Source organism: Streptomyces sp. 1-11, from assembly GCF_007176755.1.
Classification (GTDB): Bacteria; Actinomycetota; Actinomycetes; order Streptomycetales; family Streptomycetaceae; genus Streptomyces.
Window position 1 is genome coordinate 432,001 of sequence record NZ_BJTV01000004.1, and the last position, 15,557, is coordinate 447,557.

The window sequence follows — 15,557 nt, forward strand, 5'->3', positions numbered from 1 at the left end:
GTCCGTCCTTAACGTCCGTCACGCGGCCGGTGCCGGGCCGATCCGCTCGCCGAGGAAGCCGGCGAGCTGCCGTACCGTCGGGTGGTCGTGGGTGAGGGAGGCCGGCAGGGGCAGCCGGAAGGCCTGCTCCAGACCGGACCTGACCTGCTGGGCCATCAGCGAGTCCAGGCCCAGCGACACGAACTCGGTGTTCGGATCCAGTTCGTCGCCCTCCTCGAGGTGCAGCACGGCGGCGACCTTCTCCCGGACCACGGCGGTGACGGCCGTGGCGCGTTCCTCCGGGGACAGGGCGGCGAGCGCCGCGACGTCGAGGCCGTCGTCCTCCTCGGGGGCCCGGCGGGCCAGGCGGTCGAAGAACAGGTCTCCGGTGACCCGGCCCGCCATGTAGCGGTCCCAGTCGAAGTCGCCCACCACGCGCTGGCTGCGCGGCTGGTCCCAGAGGCTGACCAGGGTGTTCAGGGCCCGGGTCGGCGAGAACAGGTGGACGCCGCCGCGCTCCAGCTCCTGGATGAGGACGTCGTTCATGCGGGAGGACATGCCGACCCGGGACCAGGAGCTCCAGTTGAGGGCGAGTCCGGGCAGGCCGCGGCGGGCGCGCCAGTCGGCGAGGCCGTCGAGGGCCGCGTTGCCGGCGGCGTAGTGCCCCTGGGCGACGAAGCCGCCGAGCACCGAGGAGACCGAGGAGTAGACCACGAAGAACTCCAGGTCGGGGAAGGCCTGTTCGGTGGCCTCGTGGAGCAGCCAGCCGCCGTACGCCTTCGCCTCGAGCTGGTCCTCGATGGACTCCCAGGTGAGTTCGGAGATCAGCCGCTCGTCGTAGGAGCCGCCGGCGGCGTGCACGATGCCGCCGAGGCGGTGCGGTCCGGCCTCGATGTGGCGTACCAGCCGGGCGACGTCCTCGGCCCGGCCGAGGTCGGCGCGGACGATGTCGACCTCCGCCTCCTCGGCGAGGCCGGCGAGCAGCTCGGCGGCCTCGGGGGCGGCCTTGCCGCTGCGGCTGACCAGCGTCAGGTGCCGGGCGCCGAGCGCGGCCAGCTTGCGGGCGGTGGCCAGGCCCAGGCCGCCGAGGCCGCCGGTGACGAGGTAGGTGCGGTCGTCGCGCAGTCCGGCCGGCTGCCGCTCGGCGGTCTCGCTCCGCCGGGCCGCCGGGTCCTCGGGCAGGGACACCCAGACCGGGCCGGACGGGTCGGTCAGCGTGGTGCGCAGCGCCTCGCCGGTCTCGTCGAGGCCGAACCGGGCCGCCGCGTCCGCGGGCGCCGGGGCGTGCACGACGGCGGTCGCGGGCACGGTGAGCGTGGAGCGGAAGGTGCCGTCGTGGCGGACGAGGACCTCGTCGCCGGCCGCGAAGCCGGTGCCCGCCCCGGCGGCCAGCACCGTGCCGTGCGCGGTGCGGCCGAGCAACGGCGGCGGGGTGTCCCCGGCGTCCTCCTCCTCGTACTCCTCGCGGTCGGCGCGACCGGTGTCCAGCGCGGTGCGGGCGTCCTCGGCGGTCAGGCCGACCAGGCGGACCCGGACCTGCACCTCGTCCTCGGCGGGCTCTTGCACCGCGGCCGGGGCGAGCGCCAGGTCGGACAGGTCGCCGGACTCGGCGGCGCGCAGTTCGAAGTCGCCGCTCCAGTCGAGCGCCTCGTCACCGGCGAGCAGCCGGCGCACGTAGCGGCGGCCGGACCGGTAGGCGACCTGGTACTCGCCGGCCGGCTCGGTGCGCCACTCCTCCAGCAGCGGGGCCAGGCCGCTGCCCGGGGCGAGGTCGACCAGGGTGGAGCGCAGTTGCGGGTACTCGGTGAGCAGCACCCGTCCGAAGCCCCACAGGGTGGCGGCGGCGAGGTGGCCGCCGTCGCCCGCCGGGTCGCCGGGCAGCGCCTGGGCGCCCTGGGTGACCAGCCACAGCCGCGGCGGCCTGGACAGGCCGGCCGCGTCCAGCACGCCGACGACGGCGAGCAGTTCGCGGTAGTTGTCCTCGCACTCGGCGCGCAGCCGGGCCACGGACATCTCGCCGGGCCGGGTGCGCCAGACGCGGACGATGTCGGTGACGGTCGGGTCCTCGAGGACGGTCTTGAGCTCGGTCGGGTCGGCGAGCCGGGTGACCTTCAGACCGGGCTCGCCGGCGAGTTCGGCGGCGCGGCCGGCGGCCGGGTCGAGCAGCACGGCGTGCCGTTCGGCGGGGGCGGCGGCGTCGGCGGGCAGGGCCCGGCGGATCCACTCGGGGCGGTGCAGGAAGCGGCGGCGGCCGGTGCGGTCCTCGGGGCGGGCCAGCCGGACGCCGAGGAGCTCGGCGACCGGGTCGCCGCTCTCCAGCAGCAGCACGTCGGCGAGGCGGCGGTCCTGGTCGCCGCGGATCCGGGCGAGGACGCGCAGGTCCTCGCCGCGCGGCTTGCGGAAGTGCCGCACGGAGGCGATCTCGCGGGGCACGAACACCGGGCCCTCGGGGTCGAGGACGACCAGCGCCTGGGCGGCGGCCTCCAGCAGCTCCGCCGGGACGTGTTCGACGGCGGTGGCGTCGCGGCCGGTCAGTTCGCCGGTGACGACGCCGTCGCCGTGCCGGGTGACGTGCTGGAGCAGCCGCATGCGGGGGCCGGCGGGGCGGCCGACGGAGGCGAGGTCGGTGTAGATGTCCTCGTCGTCGATGCGCTGCCCGGCCGGGGCCAGCGCGGCCTCCAGCTCGGCCAGTTCGGACACCGGGACGAGCGCCTCGCGTTCGGCGGCGATCACGGCGGTGGCGTGCGGGTTCTCCTCGCCGCCGACCACGGTGAACACCTCGATGTCGGCGCCGCCCGCGGGGCGCGGCCGCCAGCGGGTGGTCAGGGTCAGGGTGGTCTCGGCGGGCAGCTCCAGCGGGGCGAGCAGCCTGAGGTCGCGGATCGCGGAGCGGGCGTGGCCCTGGACCGCGTCCTGCGCGGCGAGCAGCAGGTCGACGTAGGCGCCGGCGGGCAGGGTGGCGCGGCCGCCGTCGGCGAGGTCGGCGAGCGCGCCGAGCTCCTCGGCGGTGAACTCGGCGGTGAACTCCCGCACGCCGCTGGCGAACCGCTCCTCGGTGCCGAGCAGCAGGTGCCGGGCGCTGCCGCCGGCGGCGGACCGCCGGGGGGTGACGGAGGGCAGCCAGTAGCGCTTGCGCTGGAAGGCGTACGTGGGCAGGTCCACCTTGGCCGGGGTGGCGTACCCGGCGTGGTAGCCCTGCCAGGAGACGCCGAGCCCGGCGGCGTAGTAGTCGGCGAGCGCGGTCAGGGTGGTGCGCGTGGTGGTGTCGCGGCGGCGCAGGCTGGCCAGCCACAGGTGGTCCTCGACGGTGACGCCGCGGCGGGCGAGCGCGGTGAGCGCGGCCTGCGGGCCGACCTCGATCAGGGCGTGCCGGCCGCGCTTGGCGACGGCGCGGATGCCGTCGAGGAAGCGGACGGGCTCGCCGATGTGCCGCACCCAGTAGTCGGCGTTGCCGATCTCGCGCAGGCGGGCCAGGCGGCCGGTGACGTTGGAGATCAGGCTGATCTTCGGCTCGTGGAAGGCGATGCCGTCAAGGGCGGCCCGGAAGTCGTCGTAGACCTCGGCCATCAGCGGAGAGTGGAAGGCGTGCGAGACCTTGAGCCGGTCCACCTTGAAGCCCCGGCCGGCGAGGACGGCGGTGACCTCGTCGAGGGCGGCGGTGGCGCCGGAGACGACGGTCTGGTCGGGGGCGTTGACCGCGGCAAGCGCCAGGTCGTCGCGGCCCTCCAGCAGCGGGGCGACCTCCTCGGCGGGCGCGGCGACCGCGGCCATGCCGCCCTCGGCGCGCACCGCCTGCATCAGCCGGGCGCGGGCGGCGACCAGCTTCACGGCGTCGGGCAGGGTGAACAGGCCGGCGACGGCGGCCGCGACGACCTCGCCGATGCTGTGCCCGATGAGCACGTTCGGGCGTATCCCCCAGGCCATCCACTGCTGGGCGAGGGCGTACTCCAGGGTGAACAGGGCGGGCTGGGTGTACTCGGTGCGGTCGATGGCCTCCGGGTCGGCGGCGGTGCCGAGCAGCAGCTCGCGCACCGAGCGGCCGAGGTGGCCGGCGAAGAGGCGGTCGCACTCGTCGACGTGGTCGCGGAAGACGGGCAGCGCCTCGTAGAGGGCGGCGCCCATGCCGGCGTACTGCGAGCCCTGCCCGGTGAACATGAAGGCGGTCTTGCGGATGCCGGCGGGGCCCTCGTGCTCGGCCTCGGCGGCCCGGTCCAGCAGCCGGGTGAGCGCGGCGCGGTCGGCGACCGGGGCGGCGACGCGGTAGGGGTGGTGGGTGCGCGCGACGTTGGCGGTGTACGCGAGGGCGTCTACCGGCAGGTCCGGGTCGTCCTCCAGCAGTCGCCGGTAGCGGCCCGCCTGTTCGCGCAGGGCGCCGGCGCTCTTCGCCGACAGGGTGAACACCGGGGCGGCGTGCGGGAGCGCGGACTCCTCGCGCCCGGCCGGCTCCGGCGCCTCCTCCAGCACGACCGCGCCGATGGTGCCGGCGAAGCCGAAGCTGTTGACCACGGCCCGCTTGACGTCGGCCTGCCACGGCTCGCACTCGGTGGGCACCCGCAGCGGGTACAGGTCCCAGGGGATGCGCCCCGAGGGGGTGTTGAGGCCCACGTGCGGGTAGACCGTGCCGGAGCGCAGCTGCAGCACGGTCTTGATGACGCCGACGATGCCGGAGGCCGGCTCCATGTGCCCGAGGTTGGTCTTGACCGAACCGACCAGCACCGGCCGGTCCTTTGTGTGGGAGTCGACGAACACGTCGCCGATGGCGCCGAACTCGATGGGGTCGCCGAGCGGGGTGCCGGTGCCGTGCGCCTCGACGTAGGAGATGTCCTCGGGGCCGAGGTGGGCGGCGGCCAGCGCGCTGCGGATGACCTTCTCCTGGGCGGGGCCGTTGGGCACGGTCAGGCCGGCGCTGTCGCCGTCCTGGCCGACCGCCGTGCCGCGCACCAGGGCGAGCACGCGGTCGCCGTCGCGTCGGGCGTCGGAGAGCCGCTTGAGGACGACGATGCCGCAGCCCTCGGCGCGCGCGTAGCCGTCGGCGGCCTCGTCGAAGGTCTTGCAGTGGCCGTCCGGGGCGAGCATCTGGGCGTTGGAGAACATCACCGGGATGCGCGGGTGGTGCAGGGCGTTGACGCCGCCGCACAGCGCGATGTCGCTCTCGCCGGCGCGCAGCGCCTGCACGGCCAGGTGCAGGGCGACCAGCGAGGAGGAGCAGGCGGTGTCGACGCTCATGCTCGGGCCGCGCCAGCCGAGGAAGTAGGACAGCCGGCCGGACAGCGGGAACATGGTGATGCCGGAGGCGAGGTGGCCGTCCAGCTCCTCGTACGGCAGCGAGTCCAGTTCGAGGGCGTAGTCGATGGAGCTGGCGCCGATGTACACGCCGCCGTTGCCGCGGCGCAGCGGCGCCGGGTCGATACCGGCGTGCTCCAGGGCCTGCCAGGCGGTCTCCAGCAGCAGCCGCTGCTGGGGGTCCATGTAACGGGCTTCCTTCGGGCTGATGTTGAAGAAGCCGGCGTCGAACAGGTCGATGCGGTCGAGGAACCCGCCGGCCGAGGCGATGATCTTGCCCTTGTCGTCGGGCCCCTCGGGCGTGAACGCCTCGACGTCCCAGCGGTCCCGGGGTATCGGTCCGATCCCGCTGCGGCCCTCCCGCAGGAAGGCGTCGAACTCGTCGGGCGAGCCGCTGCCGCCGGGGAACCGCAGACCGATTCCGACGATCGCGACCGGCTCGGGCGCCTGCTCTGATTCCGTACGCGGCATGGAACGACTCCTCAAGCGTCCTGGATTTCCTGGGTCAGGTGGTCCACGAGATGGGCGACCGTCGGCTCGTTGAAGAGCACGTTGGCGTTGATCGACAGGTCCAGGAGCTGCTCCAGGCTCTGCCGTATCTCGGTCAGCCGCAGCGAGGTGAGGCCGAGATCGAAATAGCTGATGTCGAGGGGAAGTTCCTCGGCATCGTCCATGAGCAGAACCGCCCTGAACTTCTCCAGGACGATTGACTCGATCTCTTCGGCGAGTTCGCTGCGCGGCAGGTCGCGCAACCGCTGGATCGTGCTGTCGACAGGTGGCATGCGGTCATGCAAGCAGCGCCGGCTGACGCCCCGCTGACAGCGGGCAGCCGGCCGGGATGGCCGGAACGGGGCGGTCAGTCACGTGTCAGCGCCGGGTCAGATTCCGCTGTCAGGCTCGCATTGCTTCAAGAAATCCACACGCCATATCCGAAAGGCTGAAGATGCTTCGCGAAGCCACGCAGGAGGAGAGTGCTGAGGCACCTTCCGGATTGAAGAGTTACGACCTCTACATCGCGGGCAAGGACGTGGCCGGCGACGGCTGGGTCTACACCGTCAGCGGGCGCTCCCTGCTGGAGGACGTTTTCACGAGCGTCAGCCTGAAGCGCTCCCTCGAACAGGACCCTGAGTCCGAGGCGGCCAAGCACCCCTACGTCGTGGGGCGCTGCGCGATCGCGGACGACTCCGCGATCGACCTGGCCTCCCAGGCGGCCGCCGCGGCCGCCCCTGACTGGGCGGCCGTTCCGCTGGAGCGGCGGATGCAGCTCGGCACCCGCTTCCGCGAGGAACTGATCAAGCACCAGGACGAGTTCCTGCGGATGCTGGTCGCCGAGTCCCACCCCGTGAAGCTCGCCCGGTGGGAGCTGAGCTGCCTGCTGCAGATCTACGCCCCGGGCTCCCTGCGCTGGTATCTGAAGCAGATGCGGGTGGAGAAGGAGTACAACGGCCGCAAGCTGATCCTGCACCGCCAGCCGGACGGCGTCGTCGCCTTCAACCCGCCGCAGAACGCACCGCTGCCGAGCGCCGCCCTGTGCGTGCTGGCGCTGATGGCGGGCAACGCCGTGGTGGTGCGCGCGCCGCGCTCGATCGCGCTGTCGACCATGTGGTTGCTCCGGGACATCGTCGCCCCGCTGCTGGAGGAGATCGACGCGCCGGCCGGTGTGCTGAACGCGGTGTGCTCCAACCCCAAGCAGACCATGGACCGCTGGATCGCCGACCCGCTGATCGACGACATCTTCTACATCGGCGGCAGCCAGGAGGGCCTGCGCTTCGAGCAGAGCTGCGTGGCGCACGGCAAGAAGCCGATCCTCGAACTCGCCGGCAACGACGGCATCGTGGTCTGGAAGGACGCCGACGTGAAGTGGGCGGCCGAGGCCATCACCGAGTCGTTCTACGGCTCCGGGCAGATCTGCATGGTGCCCAACTACGTCCTGGTCCACCCGGAGATCGCCGAGACGCTGATCGCCGAGGTGAAGGAGCAGGTCAAGGGCATCAGGCCGGGCCTGCCCGAGGAGGAGGACGTGCTGCTGTCGCCGGTCAGGCGCAGCGAGCGCTTCTTCCGGCTGCTGCGCCAGGCGCTGGACAACGGCGCCGAGCTGGTCACCGGCGGCAACCGCACCGAGGTCGACGGCACGGTGTCGGAGACGGGCGTCTTCCTGCAGCCGACGGTGGTGCGGGTGGACGGCCTGGACCGGGCCCGGACGTACGACGTGGTCCGCGAGGAGACGTTCTTCCCGCTGATCCCGATCGTGGTGCCCGAGCGGGACAACGACGACGCGCTGCTGGAGGCCTTCCTGCAGTTCGTCAACAGCAACGACTACGGGCTGCGCAACTCCCTGTGGTCGCGCTCGGACCGCATCATCGAGACCTTCGTGCGCCGGGTGGTCAACGGCGGTCTGCTGAAGGTCAACGACTCCCACATCGGCTTCCTGCCATACCTCCCGAGCCACGGCGGCACCGGCCGCACCGGCGGCGCCTTCGGCGAGGCCAACTACCCGATGCTCAAGACCTCCCACATCCAGGGAGTCAGCATCGCCCGCGACGTGAGCCCGTACGACGCGGTCTTCGGCGCCTGACCGTCTTCGCATCCGACGTCTTCCGGAGGTTTCCCGTGCGTTCCCTCGATGCTGCCCGGACCGTGTGCGAGCGGTTCCATCCCGGACTGCTCAAGGAGCTGGAGCAGATCCCGTACGCCGAGCGGGAGCAGCCCGGCAGCCCGGTGATCGACCTGTTCCGCATCCACGGCGGTGTGGGCCTGCTCATACCCGAGAGCTACGGCGGCCACGGCGCCGCCCCGCTGGAGGCGCTGCGGGTGCAGCTCGCGCTCGGCGCGCTGTCCCCGTCGCTGGTCGCCGCCGTCTCCATGCACCACTTCACCGCCGCGATGCTGTACTCGCTGGCGGTCAAGGACGGCCGGCTCACCGGCGCGCAGACCGAACTGCTGCACCGGATCGTCCCCGACCAGCAGGTGATGGCCTCCGGCTGGGCCGAGGGCCGCACCGCGCAGAACATCCTCAAGCCGGCCGTGACCGCGCGGCCCGTCGAGGGCGGCTTCCTGCTGTCCGGCTCCAAGAAGCCGTGCAGCCTGGCCCGTTCGATGAGCCTGCTCACCGCGTCCATCGCCATCCACGGCGAGGACGGGGGCGAGCCGGAGCTGGCGCTCGCGCTGGTGCCGGCCGACGCGCCGGGGCTGTCCGTGCACGCGTTCTGGGGCAACGACCTGCTGGCCGGCGCGGAGAGCGACGAGGTGCGCCTGGAGGACGTGTTCGTCCCCGCGGACATGGTCGTCCGGGCCGGCGCCGACGACCCGACCCGCCTCGACGACCTGCAGTCGGCCGGTTTCGTCTGGTTCGAGATGCTGATCTCCGCCGGGTACGCGGGCGCTGCCGCCGCCCTGGTGGAGCAGGTGCTGGAGCGGCGGCGGGGCAGCGCCGGCGACCGGGCCGCGCTCGCCGTGGACATGGAGGCGGCCCTGTCGCTGCTGGAGGGCGTGGCCCGCGGCACCGGCCAGGAGCCCGGCGACGAGGAGTCGGTGGCCCGGGTGCTGGTCGCCCGGTACGCCGTGCAGAACGCGCTGCCGGACATCGTGGCGCGGGCGCTGGAGCTGCTCGGCGGCCTGGACTTCATCGTGAACCCGGCGAGCGCCCAGGTGGCCGCGGCGACCCGCGCCCTCGCCTTCCACCCGCCGTCCCGGCTCGCCGCCGCGGAGCCGCTGCTCGCGTACTTCGACGGGGGACCGCTGGTCCTGGCGTAGCGCCCGGCCGGACGGGCCGGGCGGGCGGCCGCGGATCCCTGCGGCACGATCGCGCGGCACCCGGCCGCGGCACCCCACCGACGTTGTGAACCACCCACACCCTTGGAGTGAGCGACACGTGACCGTCATCCAGGACGCCCCGGCGCCGGCGCCGGCCTCCGCCGCCGACGAAGAGGCGGACATCCTCAACCTCTACCGGGCCCACCTCAGCAAGGGCCGCGCCACGCTCGCCGAGCTGTTCGGCAGCCACATGGAGACGGCGTCCGAGGGCGCCTGGCTCACTACCAGCGACGGCGAGCGCTTCCTGAACGCCGGCGGCTACGGCGTGTTCATCATGGGCGCCCGCCACCCGATCGTCATGGAGGAGGTGGAGCGCCAGCTGCGCACCCACCCCACCGCGACCCGCATCCTGCTGGAGCCGACGGTGGCCCGCGCCGCCGAGTCCCTGGTCTCCGTGATGCCGCCCGGCCTCGACCGCGTGCACTTCGCGCTGTCCGGCGCCGAGGCGGTGGAGACGGGCCTGAAGCTGGCCCGCGCGAACGGGTTCAAGCGGACGGTCTCGATGCGCGGCGGCTACCACGGCAAGACCCTGGGCGCCCTGTCGGCGACCGCCAAGGACGTCTACCAGGCGCCGTTCCGCCCGCTCGTCCCCGACTTCCTGCACCTGCCGTTCGGCGACGCCGACGCGCTGGAGGAGGAGCTGCGGGCCCATCCCGGCGAGGTCTGCGTGATCCTCGAGCCGGTGCAGGGCGAGGGCGGGGTCATCATCCCGCCGAAGGGCTACCTCAAGCGGGTCGAGGAGCTGGTCCGGGAGTACGAGGGCTTCCTCATCCTCGACGAGGTGCAGTCCGGCTTCGGACGCCTCGGCGAGTGGTGGGGCGCGGACGTCGAGGGCGTCGTCCCCGACGTCCTGCTCACCGGCAAGGCGCTCGGCGGCGGGGTGATGCCGGTGTCGGCGGCCGTCGCCACCCGCAAGGCGTTCCGCCCCTTCGACAAGGACCCCTACGTCCACACCGCCACCTTCTCCGGCCAGCCGGTGCTGATGGCGGCGGTGCAGGGCGCGATCCGGGCGGTCAAGGAGGAGCGCCTGGTCACCCGCGCCATGGACCTCGGCGCCAGGCTGCTGCCGCGGATCGCGGAGGTCGCCCACCGCAACATCCCCGAGCTGGTCGTGGACGTGCGCGGCCGGGGCCTGCTCATCGGCGTGGAGCTCGTCGAGGCCGGACTGGCCGGCGAGCTGCTGATCGAGCTGTTCAACCACGGCGTGGTCGCCAACCACTCCATGAACGGCAGCTCGGTGGTGCGGTTCACCCCGCCCGCCGTGCTGGACGACACCGACGTGGACTTCCTCGTCAACTCCTTCGACCTGGCCACCCGCGACCTGATCAAGGGCGCGGCCACAATGCCGGAAGGCGGTAACTGATCGTGCGGCACGTCGAACTCGATGCCCTGATACCCGCGGAGCAGGCCGAAACGGTCCTGCACGCCGTACGGCGCTGGGAGCGCTTCCCCGACCTGGCGCCCCACGTCAACGCGACCACCGTGCACGCCTCCTACCCCGACCCCAAGGCCTCCTCCAGCTGGGAGCTGCACTTCCGCAGCGGCCTGCTGCGCTGGACCGAGGACGACACGGTGCTGCCGGAGAGCGGCGAGATCCGCTTCGAGCAGTCCGACGGCGACTTCGACTCCTTCTCCGGGACCTGGTCCGTCCAGCAGGCCGGGGACGACGTCACCGTCCGCTTCGACGCCGAATTCGACTTCGGCATCCCGAGCCTGGAGGGCATCCTCGACCCGATCGCCGAGCGGGTCATCAAGGAGACCGTCGCCTGGGCGCTGACCGGCCTGTTCCCGGGTGTGCGCATCCAGGGCGGCATCGAACTCACCGAACCCGCCGCGGTCGGCGCCTAGGACCCTCGCGAGGAGCTGACCATGGACCAGGCGAACCCCTTCGAGACACCACGCACGTACTCGCTGCACCGCGCCGAGTACCTGGTGGGCCTCGCCGTCACCACCGGACTGATCGTCTACCACTTCGGCGACATCCGCTGGCTGCCGGCGATCGGACTGTTCCTCTACATCGACCTGATCGGCTACATCCCCGGCGCCATCGCGTTCAAGAAAAGCGGGGGCCGGCCGATCCACAAGGCCTACTACGTCCTCTACAACGTCATGCACAGCCTCATCACGCAGGGCGTGGTGGCCGCGCTGTGGTGCTGGCTGGTCAAGCCGGAGTGGGCGCTGCTGGTACTGCCGTTCCACCTGTTCGGCGACCGCGGCCTGTTCGGCAACTTCATGAAGTCCTTCGCGCTGCCCTTCGAGCCGGTGCGCCAGCAGGGCTACCTGAGGCTGCTGGACGACCTGGGCCTGCCCCACCCCAAGCCGGTCGGGCACGCCATGGACCCGGAGCCGGTCGGCCACGTCCCGGCGCGGACGGCCGTCCGGGAGACGGAGGCCGTGGGATGACCACCGCGACCGATGTACGCGCCGCCCGGCCGGTCCGCCAGGACCCGGCCGAGCGCCGCCGGGCGCTGTACCACCTGGCGTCCCCGGTGTCGGTGCTGACCACCGGTCCCGAGGACCGGATGCACGGCACCACCGCGAGCACGGTCACCCTCGTCTCGCGCTCACCGCTGCTGGTGGGCGTGGTGCTGCGGGCGGGCTCGTCGTTCGCCCGGCTGGCCGCCGCCGAGGGCCGGTTCGCGATCAACGTGCTCGGCGGCGACCAGGCCGACGTGGCCCGGCGGTTCGCGCACAGCGGCCGTCCGGACGGCGACGCGGCCTTCGCGGGCCTGGCCTGGACGGCGGACCGGTACGCGCACGCCCCGCTGATCGCGGGCGCGCTCGCGCACTACGTCTGCCGGTTCCACTCCGCACACGCCGCGGGCGACAGCGAGCTGCTGCTCGGCCATGTCGTACGCGCCACGGCCGACCCGGGTCTGCCGCTGTTCAGCTACGCCGGCGGGCTGTACGCCGGCTCCCTGCGCCCGGCGAAGGAGGCCGCCGCATCATGACCGCACCCGTTGCCCCCGAGGCGGACTGGGACAAGGCCCCCGGTCTGCTCGACGGCGCGAAGGAGCTCACCCTCGGCCCCGAGGAGTGCGACCTCGCCTACTGGATCACCTCGGTGGCCCAGGGAACCCTGCGCGACCGCGGGGCGACCGGCCACCACGAGAACGCGATCACGCCCGACTTCCTGAAGGCGCCCGGCCCGCTGCGCGAGGCGCTGGTGCTGGAGTTCGGCTTCCGCGCGCTGGCGGAGGAGCTGGCCACCCGGCTGCTCGGCCACTACGTGTCGATCGCGCCCGGCATCCCCGAGATGGAGTTCTACGCCACCCAGCTGATCGACGAGGCCCGGCACGCCCGGGTCTTCCGGCAGCACCTGGTGGACCTGGGCGTGCCGGCGGGCACCCTGCTCAAGGACATCGACGACATGGCCCGGGACTACCGCAAGCGGGTCCTGGACCCGGTGGTGGACTTCACCCTGGACATCGTGCGCGACAAGGCCGACTTCCCCGGCGGCGTCGCGGTGTTCGCCATCATCATCGAGGGTGTGCTCGCCCCGGCCGCCGAGCTGAGCGAGCGCAAGTGGACCCCGCTGTCCCCGGCGACCGGCGAGATCTCGCGGGGCACCGCGATCGACGAGATCCGCCACCTCACCGTGGCCAGCACCATCCTGCGCGACCACGTGATCGCGCACCCGGAGTACAAGCCGCGGCTGCTGGAGATCCTGCGCTCGGGCGTGAAGCTGTGGGACGAGATCCCGGACCGGGAGTTCGTCATCCACCGCGAGGAGCTGTTCCAGCAGGGCATGTTCGAGCACGCCGACAGAATCGGCGACTACGAGGTGTGGCCGGGCGTGCGGTTGCTCGACACCACCGCCGAGCAGCGCTACGACATGGCCGAGCAGTGGACCGACGAGATGGCCGAGGTCCGCATGGAGTACATGGGCCTCCCGGTGGAGGTCCTCGCCTCGGAGGCCGGCGCATGAGCACCGGGCGGGCCGCGGTCATCACGGGCATCGGCTCGTACGTCCCGCCCAACGTGGTGACCAACGACGACCTGTCCGAGCGGCTCGACACCTCCGACGCGTGGATCCGCTCCCGCACCGGGATCGTCGAGCGGTGCTTCATCTCCCCCGGCACCTCCACCGGCGACCTGGCGGTGGAGGCGGGCCTGAGGGCGCTGAAGTCGGCGGGCGACGAGCAGGTCGGGGCGGTGGTGCTGGCCACCACCACCCCCGACCAGCCCTGCCCGGCGACCGCGCCGCAGGTGGCGGCCCGGCTGGGGCTCGGGCAGGTGCCGGCCTTCGACGTGGCGGCCGTCTGCTCGGGCTTCCTGTACGGGCTGGCGTCGGCCGCCGGGCTCATCGCGGCCGGGGTGGCGGACAGCGTGCTGCTGATCGCCGCGGACGCCTTCACCACCATCATCAACCCCGAGGACCGCACCACCGCCGTGATCTTCGCCGACGGCGCGGGCGCGGTGGTGCTGCGGGCCGGCTCCGCCGACGAGCCCGGTGCGATCGGCCCGCTGGTGCTCGGCAGCGACGGCGAGCTGAGCCATCTGATCGAGGTGCCGGCCGGCGGTTCGCGGCAGCGTTCCACCGACCGGCCGGTCGACCCGGCGGACCGGTACTTCCAGATGCTGGGCCGGGAGACCTACCGGCACGCGGTGGAGCGGATGACCTCCGTCTCCACCGAGGCCGCCGAACGCGCCGGGTGGCGTCTGGAGGACGTCGACCGGTTCGCCGCGCACCAGGCCAACGCCCGGATCCTCGAAGCGGTGGCCAAACGCCTCGGGCTGCCCGAGGAACGGCAGTTGAGCAACATCGACCGGGTCGGCAACACCGGTGCCGCCTCGATCCCGCTGCTGCTCGCCGAGGCCACCGCGGAGGGCCGGCTCACCGCCGGACACCGGGTGCTGCTCACCGCGTTCGGCGGCGGGCTGGCCTGGGGCGCGGGCACCGTCGTCTGGCCGGAGCTGCAGACCATCTGACCGACCGTCAGTAACTCATACCGAATTCAGCGGTACGCGGGGTGCGTACGCCTTCGAAAGGAACCGACATGCTGGAGCAGCTCAAGGAAATCCTGTCCAACAAGCTCAAGGTGTCGCCCGAGTCGATCACTCCGGAGGCCTCCCGGGAGGACATCGAGCTGGACTCGCTCGCCGTGGTGGAGCTGTCGCTGCTGCTGAAGTCCGAGCTGGACCTGGACATCAGCGACGACGACCTCCTGGAGGCCGAGACCGTGGCCGACATGGTCCGGCTGATGGAGGAGCGGAGCGCGACGGTCTGATGGCCGGCATGGACATCGCCGTCACCGGACTCGGTCTGGTCACCCCCGGCGGCATCGGGGTCGGGCCGAGCTGGGCGGCGGTCTGCGACGGCAGGCCGGCCGCCGCCCTCGATCCGGTACTGGCGAACAACCCCGTACAGATCTCCTGCCGGGTGCCCGGCTTCGACCCCGAGACGCTGCTCAGTGCGCGGCGCGCCCATCGACTCGACCGGTTCGTGCAGTTCGCGCTGGTCGCCGCCCACGAGGCGGTGGCCGACGCGGGTCTGGACCCGCGGACCTGGGACGGCGCACGGGTGGGCGTGGTGCTGGGCTGCGCCGACGGCGGTCCGGGCACCGTCGAGGAGCAGCACCACGTGCTGCGCGAGCAGGGCGCCGACCGGGTGTCGCCGCTGCTGCTGCCCATGCAGCTGCCGAACATGCTGGCCGGTCAGACGGCCATCGAGTTCGGGGCGACCGGACCCAACCTGGTGGTGGCCACCGCCTGCGCCTCGGGCGCGACCGCCATCGGGACCGCCCGCGACCTGCTCGCCCTCGGCCGCTGCGACATCGTCCTCGCGGGCGGCAGCGAGGCCATGATCACCCCACTGGTCATGGCCGGGTTCGCCCAGATGGGCGCGCTGTCGAAGCGGCACGACGACCCCGCGTCCGCCTCCCGCCCGTTCGACGTCGACCGGGACGGCTTCGTGGCCGGGGAGGGCGCCGGGATCCTCGTGATGGAACGGGTCGCGGACGCGAGGGCCCGCGGCGCCCACGTGCACGGCCGGATCATCGGCTACGGCGCCACCGCCGACGCCCACCACATGACGTCGCCGCACCCGGACGGCACCGGCATCGAGGCGGCGGTACGCGCGGCCCTGGCCGACGCGGGAGCCGATCCGGACGACGTGCAGCACGTCAACGCCCACGGGACTTCGACCCCGTTGAACGACCTGTCGGAGGCCCGCATGATCCAGCGGACCCTGCGCGGGGACCCGCTGGTCACGTCCACGAAGGGAGTCACCGGTCACCTGCTGGGCGCCGCCGGCGCGGTCGAGGCCGCGTTCGCCGTGCTCAGCGTCGAGCACGAGGTCATCCCGCCCGTCGCGGGCCTGGTCATGCCGGATCCGCGGATCGAGATCAAGCTGGCCCAGACCGTCACGTCGATGCCCATCGACCTGGCACTGAGCAACTCGCTGGGGTTCGGCGGGCAGAACACGGCCCTGGCGATCGCCCCCGCGTAGGCGCCGCCGGGTCCGGTCCGCCGGCACGTCA

General features: G+C 72.8%; 12 protein-coding genes. 10 read left to right on the top strand and 2 right to left on the bottom strand.

Features of this window, described 5'->3' with window-relative positions; translation table 11 throughout:
• Positions 1 to 18: 18 nt before the first annotated feature.
• Complete coding sequence (locus TNCT1_RS11510; protein ID WP_143630773.1) at positions 19 to 5,733, bottom strand: type I polyketide synthase; 5,715 nt, start codon at positions 5,731 to 5,733, stop codon at positions 19 to 21.
• A gap of 11 nt (positions 5,734 to 5,744) precedes the next feature.
• The gene (locus TNCT1_RS11515; RefSeq protein WP_143630774.1) at positions 5,745 to 6,044 is read right to left on the bottom strand and encodes an acyl carrier protein; all 300 of its coding nucleotides are present in this window, start codon (positions 6,042 to 6,044) and stop codon (positions 5,745 to 5,747) included.
• Between the two features lie 161 nt (positions 6,045 to 6,205).
• Here TNCT1_RS11515 and TNCT1_RS11520 point away from each other — a divergent pair, with 161 nt between their 5' ends.
• The 10 genes from TNCT1_RS11520 to TNCT1_RS11565 all read left to right on the top strand — a co-directional run bounded on the left by TNCT1_RS11520 (position 6,206) and on the right by TNCT1_RS11565 (position 15,526).
• The gene (locus TNCT1_RS11520) at positions 6,206 to 7,837 is read left to right on the top strand and encodes an aldehyde dehydrogenase (protein WP_143630775.1); all 1,632 of its coding nucleotides are present in this window, start codon (positions 6,206 to 6,208) and stop codon (positions 7,835 to 7,837) included.
• 35 nt (positions 7,838 to 7,872) lie between these two features.
• Entirely contained in the window at positions 7,873 to 9,015 is a 1,143-nt protein-coding gene (locus tag TNCT1_RS11525) for an acyl-CoA dehydrogenase family protein (RefSeq protein WP_143630776.1), read from the top strand.
• Positions 9,016 to 9,133: 118 nt separating this feature from the next.
• The gene (locus TNCT1_RS11530; protein ID WP_143630777.1) at positions 9,134 to 10,438 is read left to right on the top strand and encodes an aspartate aminotransferase family protein; all 1,305 of its coding nucleotides are present in this window, start codon (positions 9,134 to 9,136) and stop codon (positions 10,436 to 10,438) included.
• 2 nt (positions 10,439 to 10,440) lie between these two features.
• Positions 10,441 to 10,923 carry a type II toxin-antitoxin system RatA family toxin gene (locus TNCT1_RS11535; RefSeq protein ID WP_143630778.1) on the top strand — a complete coding sequence of 161 codons (483 nt, stop codon included), beginning with the start codon at positions 10,441 to 10,443 and terminating at the stop codon, positions 10,921 to 10,923.
• Positions 10,924 to 10,944: 21 nt separating this feature from the next.
• Positions 10,945 to 11,478, top strand: a complete 534-nt coding sequence (locus TNCT1_RS11540) for a hypothetical protein (protein ID WP_143630779.1) — start codon at positions 10,945 to 10,947, stop codon at positions 11,476 to 11,478.
• A complete protein-coding gene (locus TNCT1_RS11545) occupies positions 11,475 to 12,026 on the top strand; it encodes a flavin reductase family protein (RefSeq protein WP_143630780.1) in 552 nt (183 codons plus the stop codon). Before TNCT1_RS11540 ends, TNCT1_RS11545 begins: the two co-directional genes overlap by 4 nt.
• Positions 12,023 to 13,003 (top strand): VlmB-like protein, encoded by a 981-nt coding sequence (locus TNCT1_RS11550; RefSeq protein WP_143630781.1) that lies wholly within the window; start codon positions 12,023 to 12,025, stop codon positions 13,001 to 13,003. Before TNCT1_RS11545 ends, TNCT1_RS11550 begins: the two co-directional genes overlap by 4 nt.
• Positions 13,000 to 14,007: a beta-ketoacyl-ACP synthase III gene (locus tag TNCT1_RS11555; protein ID WP_143630782.1), complete on the top strand. Its 1,008-nt coding sequence runs from the start codon at positions 13,000 to 13,002 to the stop codon at positions 14,005 to 14,007. The genes TNCT1_RS11550 and TNCT1_RS11555 overlap by 4 nt, the downstream gene beginning before the upstream one ends.
• A 68-nt stretch (positions 14,008 to 14,075) precedes the next feature.
• Positions 14,076 to 14,306: a phosphopantetheine-binding protein gene (locus tag TNCT1_RS11560; RefSeq protein ID WP_143630783.1), complete on the top strand. Its 231-nt coding sequence runs from the start codon at positions 14,076 to 14,078 to the stop codon at positions 14,304 to 14,306.
• The gene (locus TNCT1_RS11565; protein ID WP_143630784.1) at positions 14,306 to 15,526 is read left to right on the top strand and encodes a beta-ketoacyl synthase; all 1,221 of its coding nucleotides are present in this window, start codon (positions 14,306 to 14,308) and stop codon (positions 15,524 to 15,526) included. The genes TNCT1_RS11560 and TNCT1_RS11565 overlap by 1 nt, the downstream gene beginning before the upstream one ends.
• Positions 15,527 to 15,557: the final 31 nt, after the last annotated feature.